24 protein-coding genes are annotated in these 22,148 nt (G+C 57.1%); 7 read left to right on the top strand and 17 right to left on the bottom strand.

Going from position 1 to position 22,148, the window contains the following annotated elements:
• Positions 1-29 precede the first annotated feature (29 nt).
• From ACQUTD_RS12395 to folA, 4 genes are all read left to right on the top strand, one after another.
• Positions 30-263, top strand: coding sequence for a YgdI/YgdR family lipoprotein (locus ACQUTD_RS12395; protein WP_072570501.1), 234 nt, complete (start codon positions 30-32; stop codon positions 261-263).
• Positions 264-407: 144 nt separating this feature from the next.
• A complete protein-coding gene (gene kefF / locus ACQUTD_RS12390) occupies positions 408-938 on the top strand; it encodes a glutathione-regulated potassium-efflux system oxidoreductase KefF (protein WP_473276323.1) in 531 nt (176 codons plus the stop codon).
• Positions 931-2,796 carry a glutathione-regulated potassium-efflux system protein KefC gene (kefC, locus tag ACQUTD_RS12385; RefSeq protein ID WP_318363831.1) on the top strand — a complete coding sequence of 622 codons (1,866 nt, stop codon included), beginning with the start codon at positions 931-933 and terminating at the stop codon, positions 2,794-2,796. The genes kefF and kefC overlap by 8 nt, the downstream gene beginning before the upstream one ends.
• A 91-nt stretch (positions 2,797-2,887) precedes the next feature.
• On the top strand, positions 2,888-3,367 hold the full coding sequence (gene folA / locus ACQUTD_RS12380) for a type 3 dihydrofolate reductase (RefSeq protein ID WP_072570504.1): 480 nt from the start codon (positions 2,888-2,890) through the stop codon (positions 3,365-3,367).
• Between the two features lie 43 nt (positions 3,368-3,410).
• Here the strand turns inward: folA and apaH are convergent, their stop codons facing one another.
• From apaH to lptD, 6 genes are read right to left on the bottom strand one after another with little or no spacing between them, the layout of a single operon-like run.
• The gene (gene apaH, locus ACQUTD_RS12375) at positions 3,411-4,259 is read right to left on the bottom strand and encodes a bis(5'-nucleosyl)-tetraphosphatase (symmetrical) ApaH (RefSeq protein WP_473276321.1); all 849 of its coding nucleotides are present in this window, start codon (positions 4,257-4,259) and stop codon (positions 3,411-3,413) included.
• Between the two features lie 4 nt (positions 4,260-4,263).
• Complete coding sequence (apaG, locus tag ACQUTD_RS12370; RefSeq protein WP_072570508.1) at positions 4,264-4,641, bottom strand: Co2+/Mg2+ efflux protein ApaG; 378 nt, start codon at positions 4,639-4,641, stop codon at positions 4,264-4,266.
• Positions 4,642-4,644: 3 nt separating this feature from the next.
• Positions 4,645-5,466, bottom strand: coding sequence for a 16S rRNA (adenine(1518)-N(6)/adenine(1519)-N(6))-dimethyltransferase RsmA (gene rsmA, locus ACQUTD_RS12365; protein WP_072570510.1), 822 nt, complete (start codon positions 5,464-5,466; stop codon positions 4,645-4,647).
• The gene (pdxA, locus tag ACQUTD_RS12360) at positions 5,463-6,449 is read right to left on the bottom strand and encodes a 4-hydroxythreonine-4-phosphate dehydrogenase PdxA (protein WP_473276318.1); all 987 of its coding nucleotides are present in this window, start codon (positions 6,447-6,449) and stop codon (positions 5,463-5,465) included. Before pdxA ends, rsmA begins: the two co-directional genes overlap by 4 nt.
• Complete coding sequence (surA, locus tag ACQUTD_RS12355; RefSeq protein WP_473276315.1) at positions 6,449-7,735, bottom strand: peptidylprolyl isomerase SurA; 1,287 nt, start codon at positions 7,733-7,735, stop codon at positions 6,449-6,451. The genes pdxA and surA overlap by 1 nt, the downstream gene beginning before the upstream one ends.
• A gap of 53 nt (positions 7,736-7,788) precedes the next feature.
• Positions 7,789-10,137 carry an LPS assembly protein LptD gene (gene lptD / locus ACQUTD_RS12350; RefSeq protein WP_473276312.1) on the bottom strand — a complete coding sequence of 783 codons (2,349 nt, stop codon included), beginning with the start codon at positions 10,135-10,137 and terminating at the stop codon, positions 7,789-7,791.
• A 197-nt stretch (positions 10,138-10,334) separates the two neighbouring features.
• Between lptD and djlA the strand changes: the two genes are divergently transcribed.
• Positions 10,335-11,147, top strand: coding sequence for a co-chaperone DjlA (djlA, locus tag ACQUTD_RS12345; RefSeq protein WP_072570516.1), 813 nt, complete (start codon positions 10,335-10,337; stop codon positions 11,145-11,147).
• A 41-nt stretch (positions 11,148-11,188) separates the two neighbouring features.
• On the opposite strand, the gene hemW is transcribed toward djlA, so the two are convergent.
• From hemW to ACQUTD_RS12320, 5 genes are read right to left on the bottom strand one after another with little or no spacing between them, the layout of a single operon-like run.
• Complete coding sequence (hemW, locus tag ACQUTD_RS12340; protein ID WP_473276309.1) at positions 11,189-12,325, bottom strand: radical SAM family heme chaperone HemW; 1,137 nt, start codon at positions 12,323-12,325, stop codon at positions 11,189-11,191.
• Positions 12,318-12,911: an XTP/dITP diphosphatase gene (locus tag ACQUTD_RS12335; RefSeq protein ID WP_072570519.1), complete on the bottom strand. Its 594-nt coding sequence runs from the start codon at positions 12,909-12,911 to the stop codon at positions 12,318-12,320. The genes hemW and ACQUTD_RS12335 overlap by 8 nt, the downstream gene beginning before the upstream one ends.
• A gap of 8 nt (positions 12,912-12,919) precedes the next feature.
• A complete protein-coding gene (yggU, locus tag ACQUTD_RS12330; protein WP_072570521.1) occupies positions 12,920-13,210 on the bottom strand; it encodes a DUF167 family protein YggU in 291 nt (96 codons plus the stop codon).
• The gene (locus ACQUTD_RS12325; RefSeq protein WP_072570523.1) at positions 13,207-13,773 is read right to left on the bottom strand and encodes a YggT family protein; all 567 of its coding nucleotides are present in this window, start codon (positions 13,771-13,773) and stop codon (positions 13,207-13,209) included. The genes yggU and ACQUTD_RS12325 overlap by 4 nt, the downstream gene beginning before the upstream one ends.
• Positions 13,774-13,781: 8 nt before the next feature.
• On the bottom strand, positions 13,782-14,495 hold the full coding sequence (locus tag ACQUTD_RS12320; RefSeq protein WP_473276306.1) for a YggS family pyridoxal phosphate-dependent enzyme: 714 nt from the start codon (positions 14,493-14,495) through the stop codon (positions 13,782-13,784).
• Positions 14,496-14,511: 16 nt separating this feature from the next.
• Between ACQUTD_RS12320 and ACQUTD_RS12315 the strand changes: the two genes are divergently transcribed.
• On the top strand, positions 14,512-15,489 hold the full coding sequence (locus ACQUTD_RS12315) for a PilT/PilU family type 4a pilus ATPase (RefSeq protein ID WP_473276303.1): 978 nt from the start codon (positions 14,512-14,514) through the stop codon (positions 15,487-15,489).
• A gap of 3 nt (positions 15,490-15,492) precedes the next feature.
• Here ACQUTD_RS12315 and ACQUTD_RS12310 read toward each other — a convergent pair whose 3' ends face one another.
• The gene (locus tag ACQUTD_RS12310) at positions 15,493-17,751 is read right to left on the bottom strand and encodes an FAD-dependent oxidoreductase (protein WP_473276300.1); all 2,259 of its coding nucleotides are present in this window, start codon (positions 17,749-17,751) and stop codon (positions 15,493-15,495) included.
• 69 nt (positions 17,752-17,820) lie between these two features.
• On the opposite strand from ACQUTD_RS12310, the gene ACQUTD_RS12305 reads away from it, so the two are divergent.
• On the top strand, positions 17,821-18,513 hold the full coding sequence (locus ACQUTD_RS12305) for an IclR family transcriptional regulator (RefSeq protein ID WP_473276297.1): 693 nt from the start codon (positions 17,821-17,823) through the stop codon (positions 18,511-18,513).
• A 108-nt stretch (positions 18,514-18,621) separates the two neighbouring features.
• Here ACQUTD_RS12305 and ACQUTD_RS12300 read toward each other — a convergent pair whose 3' ends face one another.
• From ACQUTD_RS12300 to rsmE, 5 genes are all read right to left on the bottom strand, one after another.
• Positions 18,622-19,296 (bottom strand): DapH/DapD/GlmU-related protein, encoded by a 675-nt coding sequence (locus ACQUTD_RS12300; protein WP_473276293.1) that lies wholly within the window; start codon positions 19,294-19,296, stop codon positions 18,622-18,624.
• A gap of 43 nt (positions 19,297-19,339) precedes the next feature.
• A complete protein-coding gene (ruvX, locus tag ACQUTD_RS12295; protein ID WP_473276289.1) occupies positions 19,340-19,756 on the bottom strand; it encodes a Holliday junction resolvase RuvX in 417 nt (138 codons plus the stop codon).
• A complete protein-coding gene (locus tag ACQUTD_RS12290) occupies positions 19,756-20,319 on the bottom strand; it encodes a YqgE/AlgH family protein (RefSeq protein ID WP_318363841.1) in 564 nt (187 codons plus the stop codon). Before ACQUTD_RS12290 ends, ruvX begins: the two co-directional genes overlap by 1 nt.
• 117 nt (positions 20,320-20,436) lie before the next feature.
• Positions 20,437-21,384 (bottom strand): glutathione synthase, encoded by a 948-nt coding sequence (gshB, locus tag ACQUTD_RS12285; RefSeq protein ID WP_072570533.1) that lies wholly within the window; start codon positions 21,382-21,384, stop codon positions 20,437-20,439.
• A gap of 12 nt (positions 21,385-21,396) precedes the next feature.
• Positions 21,397-22,128 carry a 16S rRNA (uracil(1498)-N(3))-methyltransferase gene (gene rsmE / locus ACQUTD_RS12280; protein ID WP_072570535.1) on the bottom strand — a complete coding sequence of 244 codons (732 nt, stop codon included), beginning with the start codon at positions 22,126-22,128 and terminating at the stop codon, positions 21,397-21,399.
• Positions 22,129-22,148 lie beyond the last annotated feature (20 nt).

Below are 22,148 nucleotides of genomic sequence, written 5' to 3'. Positions count from 1 at the left end.
AAATTCACTGAAAACGCGGGGAGAACACCATGCGACATAAACTTTTACTGGCTTCACTTTTTGCAGCGACGACCATGATGACCGTTGCCGGTTGCTCATCAAATCAGGAAGTAAAAACCACCGACGGCAGCACCATCGTCACCGACGGTAAACCGGAAGTCGATAATGACACCGGCATGGTCTCCTATAAAAACGCCAAAACCGGTCAGACCGAGCAGATTAACCGTGACCAGCTGAAAGGCATGAGCGAGCTGGATAACTAATCTGCACCAGCCTGATAAAGACGCCCTGTTACCTGCCGGTAACGGGGCGTTGTTTTGTAAACGACTTGTAAGTTTTCGCTGTAAGCGCAACGATTAACTGTCTACACTCAGGGCAAATATAAGCACGGTGCAGACAGGTTACTCATGATCCTTATTATTTATGCTCATCCTTATCCGCGGCATTCCCATGCGAATAAACGGATGATCGAGCAGGCAGAAACGCTCGACGGCGTGGAAATCCGCTCTTTATACGAACTTTACCCCGACTTTAATATCGATATCTCTGCCGAACAGGCGGCGGTGGAACGCGCCGATCTCATCGTCTGGCAGCATCCGATGCAGTGGTACAGCGTACCGCCGCTGCTGAAACTGTGGATGGACAAAGTGCTCTCCCACGGCTGGGCCTACGGCGAGGGCGGTCACGCGCTGCACGGTAAACAGCTGCTGTGGGCAGTGACCACCGGCGGCGGCAAACACCATTTCGAACTCGGTGCCCATCCGGGCTTCGATGTGCTCTCGCAGCCGTTGCAGTCCACGGCGATCTATTGTGGCCTGCAATGGCTGCCGCCTTTTGCCATGCACAATACCTTCGTTGAAGATGACGAAACTCTTCAGGCGCAGGCGCGCCACTATAAACAACGTCTGACTGACTGGCAGGAGACACATCATGGATAGCCATACGCTCATTCAGGCGCTGATCTATCTGGGATCCGCCGCGCTTATCGTGCCGGTTGCCGTGCGTCTCGGCCTCGGATCCGTGCTGGGTTATCTGATTGCGGGCTGCATCATCGGCCCGTGGGGATTACGGCTGGTGACGGATGCGCAGTCGATTTTACATTTCGCCGAAATCGGCGTGGTGCTGATGCTGTTCGTCATCGGCCTTGAGCTGGATCCGCAGCGGCTGTGGAAGCTGCGCGCTTCGGTATTTGGCGGCGGCGCGCTGCAAATGCTGGCCTGCGGACTGCTGCTCGGCGCGTTTTGTATGGCGCTGGGCCTGCGCTGGCAGGTGGCGGTGCTGATCGGCCTGACGCTGGGGCTGTCTTCCACTGCCATTGCCATGCAGGCAATGAATGAGCGCAACCTGATGGTCTCGCAAATGGGCCGCAGCGCCTTTGCCGTACTGCTGTTCCAGGATATTGCCGCCATTCCGCTGGTGGCGATGATCCCGCTGATGGCCGCCAGCGGTGAAGCCATGACGCTCAGCACCTTTTCACTCTCGGCGCTGAAAGTGGTGGGCGCGCTGGCGCTGGTGGTATTGATTGGCCGTTATGTGGCGCGACCGGCGCTGCGTTTTGTGGCGCGATCCGGCCTGCGGGAAGTGTTCAGCGCCGTGGCGCTGTTCCTGGTATTTGGCTTTGGTCTGCTGCTGGAAGAAGCCGGTTTGTCGATGGCGATGGGCGCGTTTTTAGCCGGGGTATTGCTGGCAAGCTCCGAGTATCGTCATGCGCTGGAAAGCGACATCGAACCTTTCAAGGGACTGCTGTTAGGGCTGTTTTTCATCGGCGTCGGCATGTCCATCGATTTTGGTACGCTGGTGACGCATCCGCTGCGCATCGCCGTGCTGCTGCTGGGTTTCCTGGTGATTAAAACCCTGGTGTTGTGGCTGATTGCCCGCCCGCTGAAGGTGCCGGGAAAACAGCGCCGCTGGTTCGCCGTGCTGCTGGGGCAGGGGAGTGAATTTGCCTTTGTGATCTTTGGCGCGGCGCAGACGGCGAACGTGCTGGATCCCGAGTGGGCGAAGGCGCTGACCCTGGCGGTGGCGCTGTCGATGGCCGCCACGCCGATCCTGCTGGTGCTGCTGACGCGTCTGGAAAATGCCGCTGTCGGCCAGCCGCGCGAGGCGGATGAAATTGATGAAGAACAGCCGCGGGTGATCGTCGCCGGTTTTGGACGCTTCGGGCAGATCGCCGGTCGTCTGTTGCTTTCCAGCGGCGTAAAAATGGTGGTACTGGATCACGATCCCGACCATATCGAAACGCTGCGCAAGTTTGGCATGAAGGTATTTTACGGCGATGCCACGCGGGTGGATCTGCTGGAGTCCGCTGGCGCGGCGAAGGCGGAAGTCTTTATCAACGCCATCGACGATCCGAAAACCAACCTGCAACTGACGGAGCTGGTGAAAGAGCATTTCCCACACCTGACAATTATCGCCCGCGCCCGCGACGTTGATCACTTTATTCGTCTTCGCCAGGCTGGTGTCGAAAGGCCTGAGCGTGAAACCTTCGAAGGAGCGCTCAGACTTGGACGTATGGCGCTGGAAGGGCTGGGGCTGGGTCAGTACGAGGCGCGTGAGCGTGCCGATCTGTTCCGTCGTTATAATGCGCAGATGGTGGAAGAAATGGCGCAGGTGGATAATGACACCCAGTCCCGTGCGGCGGTGTACAAACGTACCAGCGCGATGCTGAGCGAGATCATCAGCGAAGATCGCGCGCACCTGTCGCTTATTCAGCGCCACGGCTGGCAGGGCACGGAAGAGGGCAAACACACCGGCGATCCGCGGGATGAACCGGCAGTGAAGCCGTCAGCAGAATGAAAAATTTTATCATTCTTTACCCTGTCGCCAGTCGACGTGAGAATGCGCTTTACGTATAGTGGCGACAATTTTTTGCACCGGGATACATTCAATGATCAGTCTGATTGCGGCGTTAGCGGTAGATCGCGTTATCGGCATGGAAAACGCCATGCCGTGGAACTTGCCTGCCGATCTCGCCTGGTTTAAACGCAATACCTTAAATAAACCTGTGGTGATGGGCCGCCTGACCTGGGAGTCCATCGGACGTCCGCTGCCGGGACGTAAAAATATCGTCATCAGCAGCAATCCGGGGACTGACGATCGCGTGCAGTGGGTCTCTTCTGTGGATGAGGCGATTGCCGCCTGCGGCGACGCGGAAGAAATCATGGTGATCGGCGGCGGTCGGGTTTACGAGCAGTTCCTGCCGAAAGCGCAGCGCCTGTATCTGACCCATATTGATGCAGAAGTGGAAGGGGATACCCATTTCCCGGACTACGAGCCGGATGACTGGGAGTCGGTGTTCAGCGAGTTTCACGACGCCGACGCGCAGAATTCGCACAGCTACTGTTTTGAGATTTTAGACCGCCGGTAATGCTCTGTTCCGCCCACGCCTGTCCGGTGTGGGCGGACATCCCTCAGAATGACGCCGCTTCGTTTTCGCCCAGATCCAGCTGGCGATTCGAATGCTGCGCAAACCAGGTTTTATCTTCCCAGCGCAGACAGGTCAGCACGCCGCCCCAGCAGCAGCCGGTATCCAGCGCATAAATGCCTTCCGGCGTGCCTTTTCCTTCCAGCGACGCCCAGTGACCAAAGGCGATGCTGTACTCTTCCGCCACCGGCCCCGGAATCGCAAACCACGGCTTCAGCGGGGCAGGGGCATTCTCCGGCACGTCTTTACAGTACATATCCAGCTGCCCGTTCGGGAAGCAGAAGCGCATGCGGGTAAAGGCGTTGCTGATAAAGCGTAAACGCGCCAGCCCGGCCAGCTCCGGCGACCAGTTGTTTGGCATATCGCCATACATGGCGTCGAGGAATAACGGGTAAGTGTCGCTGGCCAGCACGGATTCGACGTCTCTGGCGCAGGCGATGGCGGTTTCCAGATCCCACTGCGGCGTAATACCTGCGTGGGCCATCACCAGCTTTTTCTCTTCATCCACCTGCAACAGCGGCTGACGGCGCAGCCAGTTGATCAGCTCGTCGGCGTCCGGCGCTTCCAGCAGCGGCGTAATACGATCTTTCGGCTTGTTACGGCTGATGCCCGCATACACGCCCAGCAGATGCAGATCGTGATTGCCCAGCACCATGCGCACGCTGTCGCCCAGCGATTTCACAAAGCGCAGCACCTCCAGCGATGCCGGACCGCGCGCCACCAGGTCGCCCGTCAGCCACAGCGTGTCCGTCTGCGGATCAAACTGCACCTGCTTTAATAATGCGATCAGTTCATCGTAGCAACCATGAACGTCGCCAATCAGATATGTAGACATGTGATTAATGGATAAGTGTAGGGACGGCGAGTCGGAAAACCGGAATGGCAATGCGGAAAGCATTCCCCTGGGCATCGATCATTTCATAATGACCCTGCATGGTGCCCAGCGGCGTTTCAAGCACTGCGCCGCTGGTATACTGATATTCGTCGCCGGCGTCGATATGCGGCTGCACGCCGACGATACCTTCGCCCTGAACTTCGGTTTCACGGCCGTTGCCGTTGGTGATAAGCCAGTAGCGCCCGAGCACCTGCACAGGCGTCCGCCCCAGATTTCGTATGGTTACGGTGTAAGCAAAGACGTAACGTTCAAGCTCCGGTGCTGACTGAGACTCAATATAAACGCTCTGTACCTGAACACATACGCGGGGCGAATTGCTCATGACTTAACTCTCCTTCGGCGGCGTATTATCAATAAGGTAATTCGCCAGCTGGCAGTATTGCGCCACAGAGATGTTCTCTGCGCGGGCGCCAGGATCAATACCCAGCGAGGCGAGAACCTCGACGCTGAACAAATTACCGAGGCTGTTACGAATCGTTTTACGACGCTGGTTGAATGCTTCGGTCGTGATACGACTCAGTACGCGAACCTCTTTTACCGGATACGGCGGCGTGGCGTGCGGTACCAGTCTGACGACCGCGGAATCCACTTTTGGCGCTGGCGTAAAGGCCGTCGGCGGCACTTCAAGCACAGGGATCACCTGGCAATAATATTGCGCCATCACGCTTAAACGACCATACGCTTTACTGTTTGGTCCTGCAACCAGGCGATTCACCACCTCTTTTTGCAGCATAAAATGCATGTCGGCAATGGCACCAGTATAGCTAAACAGGTGGAACATTAACGGCGTGGAGATGTTATACGGCAGGTTGCCAAACACGCGCAAAGGCTGGCCGAGGGTCGTGGACAGCTCTTCGAAATTCATTGTCATGGCATCCTGCTGATAAATCGTCAGCTTAGGGGCCAAAAACGGATGCGTTTGCAGGCGGGCCGCCAGATCGCGATCCAGCTCGATCACGGTCATTTTATCCATGCGCTCGCCAACCGGCTCGGTCAGCGCGCCAAGGCCCGGGCCGATTTCGACCATCGCCTGACCGGGTTTAGGGTTGATCGCCGAAACGATACTGTCGATCACAAACTGATCGTTGAGGAAGTTTTGCCCGAAGCGTTTGCGGGCAAGATGGCCCTGATGGACTCTCGTATTCATTGAGTATTAATAATCATTTTGATGGCGAGATTAAGCGCCGTAATAAAACTGCCGACATCGGCTTTCCCGTGGCCCGCCAGTTCAAGGGCAGTACCGTGGTCAACCGAGGTGCGAATAAAGGGCAGGCCGAGCGTAATATTTACCCCGCGGCCAAAGCCCTGGTATTTTAGCACAGGCAGGCCCTGATCGTGGTACATCGCCAGCACCGCATCGGCGTGATCGAGATATTTAGGCTGGAACAGCGTGTCGGCGGGTAACGGACCGCTGAGATTCATCCCCTGCGCGCGCAGTTCATTAAGCATCGGAATAATGGTGTCGATCTCTTCCGTTCCCATATGTCCGCCTTCACCGGCGTGCGGGTTCAGGCCACAGACCAGCACGTGCGGTTCACTGATGCCAAATTTAGTACGCAGATCGTGATGCAGGATGGTGATCACATCGCGCAGCAGGGCCGGGGTAATCGCGTCTGCCACGGCTTTAATAGGCAGATGCGTTGTCGCCAGCGCCACGCGTAATTCTTCCGTCGCCAGCATCATCACCACTTTGCTGGCCTGCGCGCGTTCTTCAAAGAATTCGGTATGGCCGGTGAACGGCACGCCGGCGTCGTTAATCACGCCCTTGTGTACCGGCCCGGTCACCAGCGCGGCAAATTCACCGTTCAGGCAGCCGTCGCAGGCGCGCGCCAGGGTTTCCACCACATAGGCGCCGTTCGCCACCGACAGCTGTCCTGGTACTACGGGTTCGCGCAGCGCCACGGGCAACAGCGTTAAGGTACCGGCGCGTTGCGCCTGCGGGGGAGTTTCAGGTTGCCAGGGAAGCAGCGAAAGCGACAGACCGAGCTGGGCGGCCCGGTCTGTGAGAAGTGCTGCGTCGGCGCAGACCACCAGTTCCATCGGCCAGTCGCGCTGGGCGAGCTGGACGACGAGGTCGGGGCCAATCCCGGCGGGTTCGCCGGGAGTGATAACGACACGCTGAACGTTCATTAGTTGCTCAGGATTTTCACGTAAGCGCTGGCGCGTTGTTCCTGCATCCAGGCTGCGCCTTCTTCTGACATTTTACGGTTCATCAGCATGCGGTACGCGCGATCTTTCTGCGCCGCATCGGTCTTGTCGACGTTACGGGTGTCCAGCAGTTCAATCAGGTGCCAGCCGAATGAGGAGTGAACCGGTCCGCTCATCTGGCCTTTGTTGAGCTTAGTCAGCGCATCGCGGAACGCCGGATCGAAAATGTCTGGCGCAGCCCAGCCCAGATCGCCGCCCTGGTTCGCGGAGCCCGGATCCTGAGAGAACTCTTTCGCCGCATTAGCAAAGGTGGTTTTGCCACTCTTAATGTCGGCTGCGATCTGCTCGATCTTCACACGGGCCTGGTCGTCGGTCATGATCGGCGACGGCTTAAGCAGGATGTGACGTGCGTGTACTTCGGTCACGGAAATGCTCTGGCTCTGACCACGCAGATCGTTCACTTTCAGAATATGGAAGCCCACGCCGGAACGTACCGGACCGATCACGTCGCCTTTTTTCGCCGTGCTCAGCGCCTGGGCAAAGATAGACGGCAGCTCCTGAATACGGCCCCAGCCCATTTCGCCGCCTTTCAGCGCCTGCTGGTCGGCAGAGTAAGTGATCGCCAGCTTACCGAAGTCATCACCGGCACGCGCCTGCTCAACAATAGAGCGCGCCTGGCTTTCCGCTTCGTTCACCTGATCGGAAGTTGGGTTTTCCGGCAGAGGAATGAGGATGTGGCTCAGGTTAAGCTCAGTGCTGGCATCGTTCTGATTGCCCACCTGCTGTGCCAGAGATTCCACCTCTTGCGGCAGAATAGTGACGCGGCGGCGCACTTCGCCGTTGCGCACTTCGGAGATCAGCATCTCTTTACGGATCTGGTTACGGTAGGTGCTGTAATTAACGCCATCGTAAGCCAGACGGCTGCGCATCTGATCCAGCGTCATGTTGTTCTGTTTGGCGATGTTGGCGATCGCCTGATCGAGCTGCTCGTCAGTGACCTTGACACCCATTTTAGTGCCCATCTGCAGGATGATCTGATCCATGATCAGCCGCTCAAGAATTTGGTGACGCAGCGTGTTGTCATCCGGCAATTGCTGGCCCGCCTGACCGGCGTTGAGTTTCACGGACTGCATCAAACCATCAACGTCACTTTCTAACACCACGCCATTATTGACGACGGCAGCGACTTTATCGACAACCTGCGGCGCAGCGAAACCGGTGTTCGCAACCATAGCGAGACCAAGCAGCAGCGTTTTCCAGTTCTTCATACTTTTTCCATTTCCATTAACCGCAATGCGGATTACGTTGCAAATCAACGACATTACAAAGTAGAACGATAAGGCAGAATGTTCGAACGCAGCATCTGCTGGGTACCCAGACCGTAGTTAGAACTCAGGCCGCGCAGTTCGATGTTAAAGCCGATAACTTTATCGTACTTACTCTGGTTACTTTGTGGATCCCAGCCGTTCAGCTTACGTTCATACCCAACGCGGATAGCGTAGCAGCAGGAGTTATATTGCAGACCGACCATCTGATCCGCCGGTTTGCTGGTGTTGGTATCAAAATAGTACGCGCCGACAACCGACCAGCGGTCGACGATCGGCCAGCTTGCCGCACCGCCTACCTGCGAAATGCCCTCATTATATTGTTCAGACGTCGCAAAGTTTGGCAGCGTTGCCTGGATATACTCCGGGCTTGCATAGCGGTAGCTCAGCTGTACTAGACGATCCTCGTCACGACGGTATTCCACTGTCGCACTGCCGGTGGCTACGTTATCAAGGCGCGTATCGTACTGCACCCCGCCGCGCAGACCCCAGCGGTCAGACATGCGCCAGTAAGTATCGCTCGCCCAGACCAGAGAACCGGTATTGTTATCTTTCTCCCAGTTAATATTGTCATCCCCGGTACGGGACTCTGAGAAATAGTAGATTTGACCAACAGAAACGTTAAAACGTTCAACTGATTCGTCATCATAAATGCGCGACGTCACGCCTGTGGTGATCTGGTTGGCGGAAGCAATACGGTCAAGACCGCCGTAAGTGCGATCCCGGAACAGACCACTGTAGTCAGATTGCAGCAATGACGAGTCGTAGTTGTTGATATTGCTCTGATCGCGATACGGCACATAAAGATACTGCGCGCGCGGCTCCAGCGTCTGGGTAAAGTTTTCCGCCCAGTTCATATCGCGCTCGAAGACCATTTTGCCATCAACTTTAAATTGCGGCAGCACACGGCTTACCGAGCTTTCGAGATGAGCATTCCGCGCGTTGTTAAAGGTATCAATATTACTTTGCTGGTAATGGGTCGCCATGACCTTTGCTTCGGTATTCAGGCTTCCCCATTCGTTCGACAATGGCAGATTAATCGTTGGCTCAAGGTGCACACGCGTCGCTTCGGGCATGTAATCCGTGGTGTTTACAAAATGTACTGCCTGAGCGTAAACGCGGGTATCGAAGGGCCCGACGTCGTTCTGATAGTAGTTCACATCCAGCTGTGGTTCGGCAGAATAAGAGCTACGGGTCTGAGTATCAAAGACCTGGAACTGCTTGGTCGACAGCGTGGCGTTGAAGTTCTCGACGCCATAGCCGACGCTGAATTTTTGCGTCGCGTAGCCGTCGGTGCTGGAACCGTATTTAGAATCAAAGTCGTTAAAATAGGTCGGATCGCTGACTTTGGTATAGTCGGCGTTAAAACGCCACACCTGATCCAGCACGCCAGCATGCTGCCAGTAGAACAGCCAGCGATGACGATCGCTCTCGGTTGGGTTTTCATCCTGATAGACTTTATCAGACGGCAGGTAATCAAACTCTATCAACCCGGTACCCGCCTGGGTCAGATAACGGAACTCATTTTCCCACTGAATATTGCCGCGCTTGTGAATATAGTGCGGGGTAATGGTGGCATCGAAGTTCGGCGCGATGTTCCAGTAGTACGGCAGGTAGAACTCAAAATAGTTCGTGGTGCTGTATTTGGCGTTCGGGATCAGGAAACCTGAGCGGCGTTTGTCGCCAATCGGCAACTGCAAATAGGGGCTGTAGAACACCGGCACCGGGCCGAGCTTAAAGCGCGCGTTCCAGATTTCCGCTACCTGCTCTTCGCGATCATGGATCACTTCCGAACCCACTACGCTCCAGGTATTTGAACCCGGCAGACAGGAGGTGAAGGTACCGTTATCCAGAATGGTATAGCGGTTTTCACCGCGCTGTTTCATCAGGTCGGCAGTACCACGACCCTGACGTCCCACCATCTGATAATCGCCTTCCCAGACGTTAGTATCTTTGGTATTCAGATTCGCCCAGGCTTTCGGACCTTTCAGAATGACCTGGTTATCGTCGTAATGTACGTTACCCAGTGCGTCGACGGTGCGCACTGGATCGGCCTGGCCTTCCGCCACCTGCTGATGCAGCTGCATCTCGTCGGCCTGCAAACGGCTGTTACCCTGCTGGACATCAACCTTGCCGGTAAACACGGCATCGTCCGGGTAATTGCCTTTCGCATGGTCCGCGTTAATGGTGACGGGCAGATTGTTAGTATCCCCTGTCACCAGAGGGCGGTTATAGCTTGGTACGCCCAGCATACACTGCGAGGCAAGATCGGCCGCCTGTCCGTACTGGCTGTACAGAGCAGAGGCAATCATGGTGGCCAGAAGGGTGGGAATACGTTTATTCATACGTTGTATTTGTTGTTCCGTCATCAGTGGCTTTACGGCTTGCAAACAGTCAGAGACTAACTTACTCACCTTCGCAGCGCTAGTGTTAATCCTGCCCGTGATCGAGCCTGCTAAAGAAGGCTGTGCCTGTGCACGGCATAGAATGACGGGTATGATAATGCAAATTTTAGCCGACGGCATGACGATTTGGGGAGTATATGCAGTATTGGGGAAAAGTGATTGGTGTCGCCATCGCCTTAATGATGGGCGGGGGCTTCTGGGGCGTGCTCCTCGGGCTATTGATCGGGCATATGTTTGACAAAGCGCGCAGCCGTAAAATGGCGTGGTTTGCTAATCAGCGTGAACGTCAGTCGCTCTTTTTCGCCACCACCTTTGAGGTGATGGGCCATTTAACCAAATCCAAAGGCCATGTGACGCAGGCCGATATTCAGGTGGCAACCCTGTTTATGGATCGTATGAATCTGCATGGCGACTCGCGTGCCGCCGCGCAGCAGGCGTTTCGCGTCGGCAAGGCGGATAACTATCCGCTGCGCGAAAAAATGCGTCAGTTCCGCAGCATCTGTTTTGGACGCTTCGATCTGATACGGATGTTTCTGGAAATTCAGATCCAGGCCGCTTTTGCCGACGGCTCGCTGCATCCCAACGAGCGTGAAGTGCTGTATGTGATCGCCGAAGAGCTGGGCATCTCCCGTATGCAGTTCGACCAGTTCTTACGCATGATGCAGGGCGGGGCGCACTTCGGCGATGGCTATCAGCAGCAGTCCGGCGGCGAATGGCAACAGGCGCAGCGCGGACCGACGCTGGAAGACGCCTGCAATGTGCTGGGGGTGAAACCTGACGCCGACGCCACCACCGTCAAGCGCGCTTACCGTAAGCTGATGAGCGAGCACCATCCGGACAAGCTGGTCGCCAAAGGGCTGCCGCCGGAAATGATGGAGATGGCGAAGCAAAAAGCGCAGGAGATCCAGAAAGCCTACGAGCTGATTAAAGAAGCAAAAGGATTTAAATAAGCAGGCAGTCTTTCCCTTCTCCCTCTCCCGGGGGAGAGGGGCTATTCAGCCAGAAACAGCTCCAGCAGCGAATTGAGGAACAGCTTACCCTGTTCGGTGATCTGCCAGCAGGTTGCCGACTCGGTAAGATAGCCAAGGGCAATGGCCTTATCGATTTGCGGGCGGATCACCGCTTCATCAAGCCCGGTGTAGCGCGTAAACTCCGCGCGCGGCGCCGCTTCCAGCAGGCGGAAGCGGTTCATAAAGAACTCGAAAGGTTTGTCCTCTGCCGCGACATCATGCTGCTTATCAAGGTATGTCCCCTGCATATAGCCGCGCGGATGGCGCGTTTTGGCGGTACGCAAAATCCGCCCGTCCGGGAAGGTGACTTTGCCGTGCGCGCCGCAGCCAATGCCCAGATAATCGCCGAAGCGCCAGTAGTTAAGGTTATGCTGGCACTGATAGCCTGGCTTCGCATAGGCTGAAGTTTCATACTGCACATAGCCTGCGGCGGTCAGCAGCTTGTCGCCCTGCTCAAAAATATCCCACAGCGAATCATCATCCGGCAGCACCGGCGGACGCGAGCCAAACAGCGTGCCCGGCTCAATGGTCAGCTGATACCAGGAAAGATGCGGCGGGTTCAGGGCAATCGCCTGGCGCAAATCATCCAGCGCTTCGTCCAGAGACTGATCCGGCAGACCGTGCATCAGATCGAGGTTAAAACTGCGCAGCCCCAGACCGGCAGCGAGATGCGCCGCCCGTTTTGCTTCGTCCGGCCCGTGAATACGCCCCAGACGGCGCAGCTTCTTATCGCTGAAGCTTTGCACGCCAATAGAGATACGGTTAACGCCTGCCCGCTGATACTCAACGAAGCGATCCGCTTCCACCGTGCCGGGGTTGGCTTCCATGGTAATTTCAGCGTCAGCGGCGAGGTTAAGACGCGCCCGCACGCCGTCGAGCAGGGTTTGCATCGCCGGGCCGGAAAGCAGGCTCGGCGTACCGCCACCGATAAAAATAGTCTTTACTTCACGTCCCTGGGCATATGCGGCATCGGCGTCCAGATCGCTCAGCAGATGCGCCACATAGTCGTCATGGGGCACTTCGCCCTTCAACGCATGGGAGTTGAAATCGCAGTACGGGCATTTCTGCACGCACCAGGGAATATGAATATAAAGACTCAGGGGTGGCAAATTAGCCATTACGCATTGCTTCCAGTAACAGTTTCAGCGCCTGTCCACGATGGGAAATAGCGCTCTTTTCTTCGCGGGTCAGTTCCGCAGCGGTTTTGCCCAGCGAAGGGACAAAGAAAATCGGATCGTAGCCAAAGCCGCCGTTTCCGGCCTGCTCGCGGGTGATAACCCCCTGCCAGCTGCCATGGCATACCAGCGGCGTCGGATCGTCAGCGTGGCGCATATACACCAGCACACAGTGGAACTGCGCCTGACGTTTATCGTCCGGCACGTCCTGTAATTCTTCGAGCAGTTTTTCGAGATTTTGCTGATCGGTAGCATCAACGCCGGAGAAACGCGCGGAGTAGATCCCCGGCGCGCCGCCCAGCACGTCGACCGCCAGGCCGGAGTCGTCGGCCAGCGCCGGTAAACCCGTCACTTTCGCCGCATGACGCGCTTTGATGATCGCATTTTCGATAAAGGTCAGGCCGGTCTCTTCCACGGAATCGACGCCCAGTTCTGTTTGCGCCACCACGTCGAGGCCGAAATCATTCAACAGCGAGGCAAGCTCGCGCACTTTACCGGCGTTACCGGTAGCGAGGACAACTTTTTGCATAGCGGATCCTAATTGAGTAATGCCGCGACGTCAGTCGGGATAGTTTGCGGATGAATAATTTTAACCTGCTTATGGCGGCCAAGTTCGCCTTTTTCAATCACCACCTGGCTTTTGGCGACGCGGAACTGTTTGGCGAGATATTTTACCAAATGCGCATTGGCCTGGCCGTCCACCGGCGGGGCGGTGATGGCGACTTTCACTTCGTCGCCATGCAGCCCGACAATCGCATCCCGGCTGGCTTTCGGCTGAATATACAGCCGTAAAACCAGCCCGTCTTCACAGGCGCAGACTGCACTCACAGCGCCATCCACAGCCCTGGCAGCAGCATATCGCCGGTCGACTGCAACAGCTCTGCGATACCCATATTGAGCACGTACAGCAGCAGCACGAGGATCATCGGCGAGAAATCAATACCGCCCATTGACGGCAGCAGGCGGCGGATTGGCCGTAACAGCGGATCGGTCAGCTGCATCAGCACGAACTCCACCGGGCTGCGGCCCTGGCTTACCCAGCTCATGATCGCCATCGCCAGCAGCACCCAGAAAATCAGCAGGCCAATGGTTTTAAGCAGGATCAGTACGGCGGCGATCCAGATAATCGGCTGGAAGGTCACCACCATAAACAGCACGATGGCTTTCAGCACGCACAGCAGAAACGCAACCAGCAGCGAGGCGCTGTCAATCGGCCCCATCGCCGGGATCACCCGACGCAGCGGCCCCACCACCGGCTGGGTCACTTTAACGATAAACTGCGACAGTGGATTGTAAAAATCCACGCGGGCACACTGCATCCAGATGCGCAGCAACAGGATCATCGTATAGAGTTCAATGACCGTCGAGAGCAGGAAAGTCAACGTCTTCATGGCGTTCCTCAGTTTTCCTTATTTTTTGTATAATCGCGCGCACCAAAGATAGCGGTTCCGATGCGCACCATAGTGCTGCCTGCCGCAATGGCGGCGTCCATATCGTCCGACATTCCCAGTGAAAGGGTGTCGACGGTGGGATAACGCGCTTTGAGCGCGTCAAATGCTACAGCCATTTGCCGTGCCACCGCAAACTGCCTTTCATAATCTGACACAGGCGCGGGGATCGCCATCAGCCCGCGCAGGCGCACGCCGGGCAATTCCGCCACCTGCGCCGCCAGCGCATCCAGCTCGCTCAGGGCGATGCCGGACTTGCTCGCTTCGTCACTAATGTTTATCTGGATCAGGATGTTAAGCGGCGCGAGGGTCGCCGGGCGTTGCTCGCTCAGACGGCTGGCGATACGCAGACGATCCACGGTATGACACCAGTCAAAATGCTCCGCCACCAGACGGCTTTTGTTGGACTGCAACGGGCCGATAAAGTGCCACTCCAGCCCGGCGACGCCCGTCTCCTGAAAGTGGCGGATCTTGTCGACGCCTTCCTGAACGTAATTTTCGCCAAACGCGCGCTGACCCGCAGCGACCGCATCTGCGACGGCGCTCGCAGGTTTTGTTTTGCTCACTGCAAGCAGCGTAACTTCTTCTGAAGCACGGCCGCAACGCGTTGCCGCCGCTGAGATTTTATCCCGAACCTGTGCCAGGTTATGCGCTATAACGTTCATGTTTCCAGGAGGCTTTATGGATATGGAAGAGATCGTGGCCCTTAGTGTAAAGCATAACGTCTCGGATCTACACCTGTGCAGTGACGGGCCGCCGCGCTGGCGACGACAGGGCAGGCTGGAGGCCGCGCCTTTTCCGCCGCCGGATCCCGATGCCCTGTTGCAGGCCACGCTCGACGAGCGGCAGCGTGACGAGTGGCGCACCCGGCGGCAGGTGGATTTTGCCGTTTCGCTCAATCAGCATCGCCTGCGCGCCAGCGCCTTTCGCCACCATCGCGGCGTCTCGCTGGCGTTGCGCCTGCTGCCGGATCGCTGCCCGATGCTGGCGGCGCTGGAAACGCCGCCGCTGCTGAGCACGCTACTGGCGCGGGAAAACGGTCTGATCCTGGTGACCGGGGCGACCGGCAGCGGCAAATCCACCACGCTCGCGGCGATGGTCGATGCGCTTAATCACTCGCTGCACGGCCATATTCTGACGCTGGAGGATCCGGTGGAGTTTGTGCACCAGAGCGCGCAATGCCTGATCCAGCAGCGGGAAATTGGCCCGCACTGCGCCTCGTTTGCCGACGGCTTACGGGCGGCGCTGCGGGAAGATCCGGATGTGATTTTGCTCGGCGAGCTGCGCGATAGTGAAACCATCCGGCTGGCGCTGACGGCGGCGGAAACCGGGCATCTGGTGCTGGCAACCCTGCATACCCGTGGCGCGGCGCAGGCGATAGAGCGGCTGGTGGACACCTTTCCGGCGCAGGAAAAAGATCCGGTACGCAGCCAGCTGGCGGGCAGTTTACAGGCGGTACTGGCGCAAAAGCTGGAGGCTGACAGGCAGGGGGGCAGGGTGGCGCTGTTTGAACTGCTGGTGAACACCCCGGCGGTGGCGAATCTTATTCGCGAGGGGAAAACCCACCAGTTGCCCGGCATGATGCAGACCGGGCAGCAGGCAGGCATGCTGACCTTTGCCCAAAGCCACCAGCAGCGTGTGGCGCAGGGCAGGCTTTAAAGCTCAGCGCACGTTCAGGGAGTAAACGGCGGGCAGCGCCCCGGCGGTGGCGACGATCTCCAGACGGATGCGCTGTGCGGTTTGCGGCGCCTCGAAATGGTGTTCGCAGACGGAACGGTGATTGTTGCGCACCTCGGCAAGCAACCGCTCATCGGCCCACAGACGATAATGGGTAATGCAGTGCGGCGTCACGGCCTGATGATGGCCCATCTGCACCGTCTCCATAGCGTTATCAAAGTCATGATCCTGTACCAATGTCAGATGCCGGAAAGTATGCGGCGCGGGCCACTGCCAGGTTACCTGGGGCGCAGGATCCTGCGCGTCGGGCACCCAGGCGTTGCTGTACTGTTCCGGGCGCAGCCGCCCGTTAAGCAGGTTATCTGGGCTGAAACAGCGCAGCGGCGGATCCAGTCGCAGGGCGGGCATCACCTGATGCGGACGGCGGCGCGGTAGCCAGAAGTCAAACTCATCGACGCCGTAATCGCCGTCGGCGACCTGACGGGTTTGCTTCGCGACGCGGGCATTCAGGCTGTTGAAGACTGTCATTATGCCCGGCAGTGCCGTGTCGGTAAGGGCGATTTCCACGTCATCCTGCGCGTCAAAGGCGACGAAAACATACTGATCGCGATCGCTCTGCCAGCGGAAGGAGCAGCAATGCTCGCCTTCACCGGCGACATGCAGCACGCACTGGTCATAATGCAGTTCCGGCGTAAAGTTGCCGGAGCGGGCGCTGCCCATCAGCGTTACGTTCACCGTCCGGCGCTGACCGGCGCGCAGGGTAAAGGTGAGTTCCGGCAGCGACGCCCCGGCTCTGATCGGCAGCAGCAGCGCCATGCTGGCGGAGAGCGACTGCCAGGCGCCGTTGGACGGCAGCTGGCTGAGCGGGTATTCACTACTGGCGCTCACGCTGGCGCCTGCCGCCGGGTCGATCAACTGCTGGCGCGGGATATAACAGCCAGTGGCCTGCAAATGCTGCTGGAGCGTGCCAATGTTTTCACGATCAGCGAGCTGGCGCGGAGTAAATCCCTGCTGGTGGCACAGCGCGGCGGCGCGGCCCACCACTTCGCCCAGCAAGCCGCAGGTGCACATCACCCGCGCACTGCCAAAGGCGACGTGGGTGGCGGAGATCAGGCGTCCCGTCAGGAGGAGGTTATCCAGCGAGCGGCTGTAAAGGCTGCGATAAGGAATGGTATAGGTGCCTTTACTGTGAAACTGTCGGCAGCCGTCGTGCGTGCTGTACACCCCGTCAGCCGGATGCAAATCAATCGACCAGCCGCCGTAGGCCACGGCGTCGTAGTGGTCACGCTGCTCAATAATGTCCTGCTGGCACAGCAGATGGTCGCCCACAAACCGGCGGCTTTCGCGCTTGCCGGGGATGGCGCCCACCCACTCAATGGTCATGTTGGCCGCTTCCGGGAACTGGCCGGAGTTTTTAATATGATCCCAGACGCCCCAGACGATTTTCCACAGTTCCCATTTGATGGCTTCGCTTTCGTGCACGGTGTCGAGCCGTCCGCCCCATTCCAGCCACCATAGATCGCAGCCGTTCAGCGTCGAGGTCAGCCGCTTATAGCGCGGGATAGCGGTAATATCAGGCAGCGCGAAAGAGGGCGGAACAAACTGCACCGGGCCGTCAGTCTGTTTGGTATAGAAATAGATCGAGTGGCCGAGCTTGTGGCCAAAGTTATCGCCGGGGGCCATTTTTTCGCCCAGCTCCGCCATCTCTTCCGCGCCTTCGCGGTACTCCGCGCCCGCCAGATAGCCCAGCACGCCATCGCCGGTGGCATCGCAAAACTGGCTGGCGGCCACCTCATAAAAGGTTTCATTGATCGGGTTAAAGGCTTTGACCTGATGAATACACTGCTGATACGCCTCCACTTCAAACACCGCAGTATTAAGCAGCAGCGTCAGCCCCGGCTGGCTTTTCGCCAGATCCAGCAGCACCAGGTCGAACATCACCGGGTTACCCTCTTTGTTGCGCCAGAGGTTCTCTTCGAGGATCTCGCCCATGATGCCGCCTTCCCGCGACCAGCGGTTATTGTTGCCCATATGCGAGGTCGCGCCGTTAGCCCACAGCCGTACTTCGCTGGAGGCATTACCTCCCAGCACCGGCCTGTCCTGGATCAGCACTACCTGCAAGCCGTCGCGCGCGGCGGCCAGCGCCGCGCAGAGTCCGGCAAGCCCGCCGCCGGCCACCAGCAGGTCGGTTTTCAGCTGCACCGTAGGGAAGGTTCTCGCATCGCGCTGGGGAAAGATTTTCATTATCTTGTTTCCTTCTGTACTGGCGGTAAAATCGACGTTCAGAACGCAAAAATGGAATGGGTGCCGCTCATGTCGTCTCAACCGAATCAAAGCCTGATTGACGGCATTCGCTGTCTGCAATACCTCGTCTCCAGCGGCCGGGCCATAGGTTGTCGCGAACTGGCGCGCCTGATGGGCATCAATACCACCCGCGTTAACCGTCTGCTGATGACCATGGCGTCCATTGGCCTGACGATGCAGGACGAACAGCGGCGTTATCTCCCCGGTCCCGGCATTCACGCGCTGGCGGCGCAGGCCATCCGCGGTTCAGCGCTCTTTTCCCAGGCGTTGCCGCTGCTGGAGCGCCACGCCCCGAAAGACATCGTGGTAGCGATGGGCGTGCTCTGGGAGGATCAGGTGATTTATATCTATCACTCCAGTCCCGACAGACAGGGCAGCCAGGCGCTGGCGGGTTTTCATATGCTGCCCGCCTGGCAATCCGTCATCGGCATGTCGCTGCTGGCGGCGGAAAGCGACGAGGCGCTGATAGCGCGTTTTTCTCCGGAACAGTGGCAGCAGCTCGGTCCGCATGTGGCGCAACAGCGCGCGCTCGGACGCGTGATCTGGCATCACGAGGACGGCGAAGTCTCAATGGCCCGCCCGCTCGGTTTTCACTCTGCGGCGCTGGCCTTTGCCGGTATGTGGCACCCTGAAGATGAACAGGTCGCCACCCGTCTGAAGGCGCTAAACCAGCTCTGTATCCAGCTCACGCAAAAAGAGTGAGTACTGAAATTGGGATACACTGTTTCTTTTATAGATACACTCTGCGAAATGCAAAAAGCATGGCCGCAAAGTGTGAGGACGATCGAGGGAATCATCTCCCTCAAGGGATTAACGAGTTAATTCAACTGTTGATGCGGAAAAGTATGGCAGCTTATCTTCTGCCACTAATGTTTCAAGACGTTTTAATGATGATCTGATATCGGAGTATTTGATCTCACCTGTAATTTCTCGATCTAATGAGTATTTCCACCACTGTAATGTGGTCAGGCGGTTAATAATGTCATCTGTGAAACGCATGCGTAATAAGCGTGCCGGTATCCCGGCCATAATACTGTAAGGGGGCACATCTTTAGTGACGACGGCACCCGCCGCAATAATTGCACCATCGCCAATCGTAAGCCCCCGTTTGATAAAACAGTTTGCGCCAATCCAGACATCATTACCAATTGTTGTCCTGATATCATTGGATGCATAAGTTTCGGAAGAGCAAATTGATTTAAATTCAGGGCTCCAATTGAATACTCCCTGATCGCCAAAGGCAAAACCATTTGTGCTTAGCCAATCTACAGGGTGCTCCGGTGGGGAAATGAGCACTTTATGTGCAATAGATGTATAACGACCAATGTCAGTGTCATAAACCATGGTGTCCCGGTTCGCGTAACTGAAGGCACCTACTGTGTTTAATTTTCCACGAAACTGGAAAGAAGCCAGATTTGCAGGGCGTTCAAAAATAACGCGGCCCTGCAAATAAGCAGGTTTTTCTTGTACTGACAACTGTGTCATAAGTTCCCTCAATGCAAATAATAGTGATGACTACAGGCATGGCTCAGAGATGTTGTTCGAAGTAGCTTTCGAGGATGATCACCGCCGAAGCGGAATCGACGTTGCCTTTGGTGAGCGAGCGAAAGCCGCCGTGTTCAAACAGCCCGGAACGGGCTTCCACGGTGCTCAGACGCTCATCGTGTAACTGGATCTTCACGCCGAAACGGCCGTGGATCTTATTGGCAAAGTTGCGCGCGCGGGCGGTCAGCGGCTGTTCGGTGCCGTCCATATTTAACGGCAGGCCCACCACCACTTCATCCGGCTGCCACTCTTTCAGCAGCTTTTCAATTAGCTTCCAGTCCGGCGTGCCGTCCTGTGCTTTGATGGCGGTCAGTGGCCGGGCGGTGCCGGTGATGCGCTGTCCAATCGCCACGCCGATGCTTTTCGTTCCGAAATCAAACGCCAGTAAGGTGCCGCTCATTACGCATGCCCCGCAACGCCAGGCATGGTTGAAATATCAATGCCGATAAGTTTTGCGGCCTCGCGCCAGCGGTCGGCGATCGGCGTTTTGAAGAGGATATTCTGATCGGCAGGGGCGGTCAGCCAGGCGTTGTCGAGGATCTCCTGCTCCAGCTGGCCTTTCTCCCAGGAGGAGTAGCCCAGCGCCACCAGCACGTCTGTCGGCTGGTCATCGGTGCCTAAGGTTTCCAGCACGTCGCGGGAAGTGGTGATCACCGTGTTATCGGAAATGCGGATGCTGGAGGCGAATTTTGCCGGTGGCGTATGCAGAATAAAGCCGCGATCTTCCGCCAGCGGGCCGCCGAGGAACACCGGTTTATCCAGGCGGATCGCCGGATTGCGCGATTCAGGCTGAATTTTAAGCTTCTCAAGCACACCCTCAACCTTGAGGTTTTCCAGCGGCTTATTGATGATGATCCCCATTGCACCTTCATCGTTGTACTCGCAAATGTAGACAACAGCACGACGGAAGATGGGATCCTGGAGAGCAGGCATGGCAATCAGAAAGTGATGCTGTAAATTCATTGTCAAGGTTCTGTTTCCGGTTCAAAAAAGCAGCAAGCGTCCAGTATGCGGGGAAAGCAGCGTGCTGTCACTAGTCAGACACTGGCGGGTTCCCTCCCGCCGGATCGTCAGAGCGGATTACTGACCAAGACGCTTTTCGATGGCGTCCATCAGCATCCCGGTGATGGAGATCGGGAAGACGGCTTCGATTTCACGAATGCAGGTCGGGCTGGTGACGTTGATTTCGGTCAGACGGTCACCAATGATGTCGAGACCAACAAAAATCAGCCCTTTGGCTTTCAGCGTCGGGGCGACGCGGCGGGCGATATCCCAGTCGCTGTCGCTGAGCGGACGCGGTTCGCCACGGCCACCGGCGGCCAGATTGCCACGGGTTTCGCCGCCCTGCGGAATACGCGCCAGGCAGTAAGGCACAGGTTCGCCATCCACCACCAGCACGCGCTTGTCGCCGTCTTTGATGGCGGGCAGATAGTTTTGCGCCATGCAGTAGCGGCTGCCCAGCTCAGTCAGGGTTTCAGCGATCACCGGCAGGTTCGGATCGCCTTCTTTCACGCGGAAAATCGAGGTGCCGCCCATGCCATCCAGCGGTTTTAAAATGATGTCGTGATGCTTTTCCCAGAACGCTTTCAGCTGCGCCTTGTTGCGGGTGACCAGGGTTTCCGGGGTCAGATCGGCAAACCAGGCGGTGAACAGCTTCTCGTTACAGTCGCGCAGGCTCTGCGGCTTGTTGACGATCAGCGTGCCTTTTTCTTCGGCGCGCTCAAGGATATAAGTGGCGTAGATAAATTCGGTATCAAACGGCGGATCTTTACGCATCAGCACGACGTTAAGCGAGGCGAGGTCAATATCCTGCTCGCTGCCGAATTCGTACCATTTATCGTAGTTTTGCTCGACGGAGAGCAGACGCGTGCGGGCGCGGGCTTCACCGTTGGTCAGGTAAAGATCGGCCATTTCCATATAGTGCAGCTCGTAGCCGCGACGTTGCGCTTCCAGCAGCATAGCGAAGCTGGAATCTTTCTTGATGTTAATGTCTGCGATGGGATCCATCACGATGCCGAGCTTAATCATTCTTTTTCTCCGTTACCCCAAATCGCCGAAGCGTACTTGCAGTGCAGTAATTGCGGTGAGCGCGGTCGTTTCAGTGCGCAAAACACGTGGTCCCAACAGAATATCAGTAAACTGATAGCGTGCGGTCATGGCGATTTCATCGGCAGATAAACCGCCTTCCGGGCCGATCAGCAGGCGAATACGGCTCACCGGCAACGGCAGCGTGTTGATGCTGGCGCTGGCGCGCGGATGCAAATTCAGCTTAATGCCGTCGTCAGGCTCGGCGCACCAGGCTTCCAGATCCATCGCCGGACGGATTTCCGGTACCACATTGCGACCACACTGTTCACAGGCAGCGATGGCGATTTTCTGCCACTGCTGGATCTTCTTGTTCAGGCGTTCAGCATCCAGTTTAACGCCGCAGCGCTCAGAAAAAAGTGGCGTAATGAGGCTTACCCCCAGTTCGATCGATTTCTGGATGGTGAATTCCATTTTTTCGCCGCGGGACATCACCTGGCCCAGATGAATATGCAGCGGCGATTCACGATCGTCGGTTTCCCCGGACAGAACGCTGACCTCGACGCTTTTTTTATCCGCACGGAGGATTTCGGCGTCAAAAACCTGATTGCTGCCGTCAAACAACTGAACCTGCTGACCAGCGGTCATACGCAGTACGCGCCCCACATGGTTGGCGGCGTCATCGTTCAGCGCCACCTGCTGACCGACAGTTAAAGATCCCGGGTGATAAATGCGGGGTTTACGCATGCTAGTACTTCCGTTTAATC

The organism is Enterobacter sp. K510, assembly GCF_055804875.1.
The sequence above is the reverse complement of the archived record's forward strand: the minus strand, read 5'-3'. Positions and strand labels throughout refer to the sequence as shown.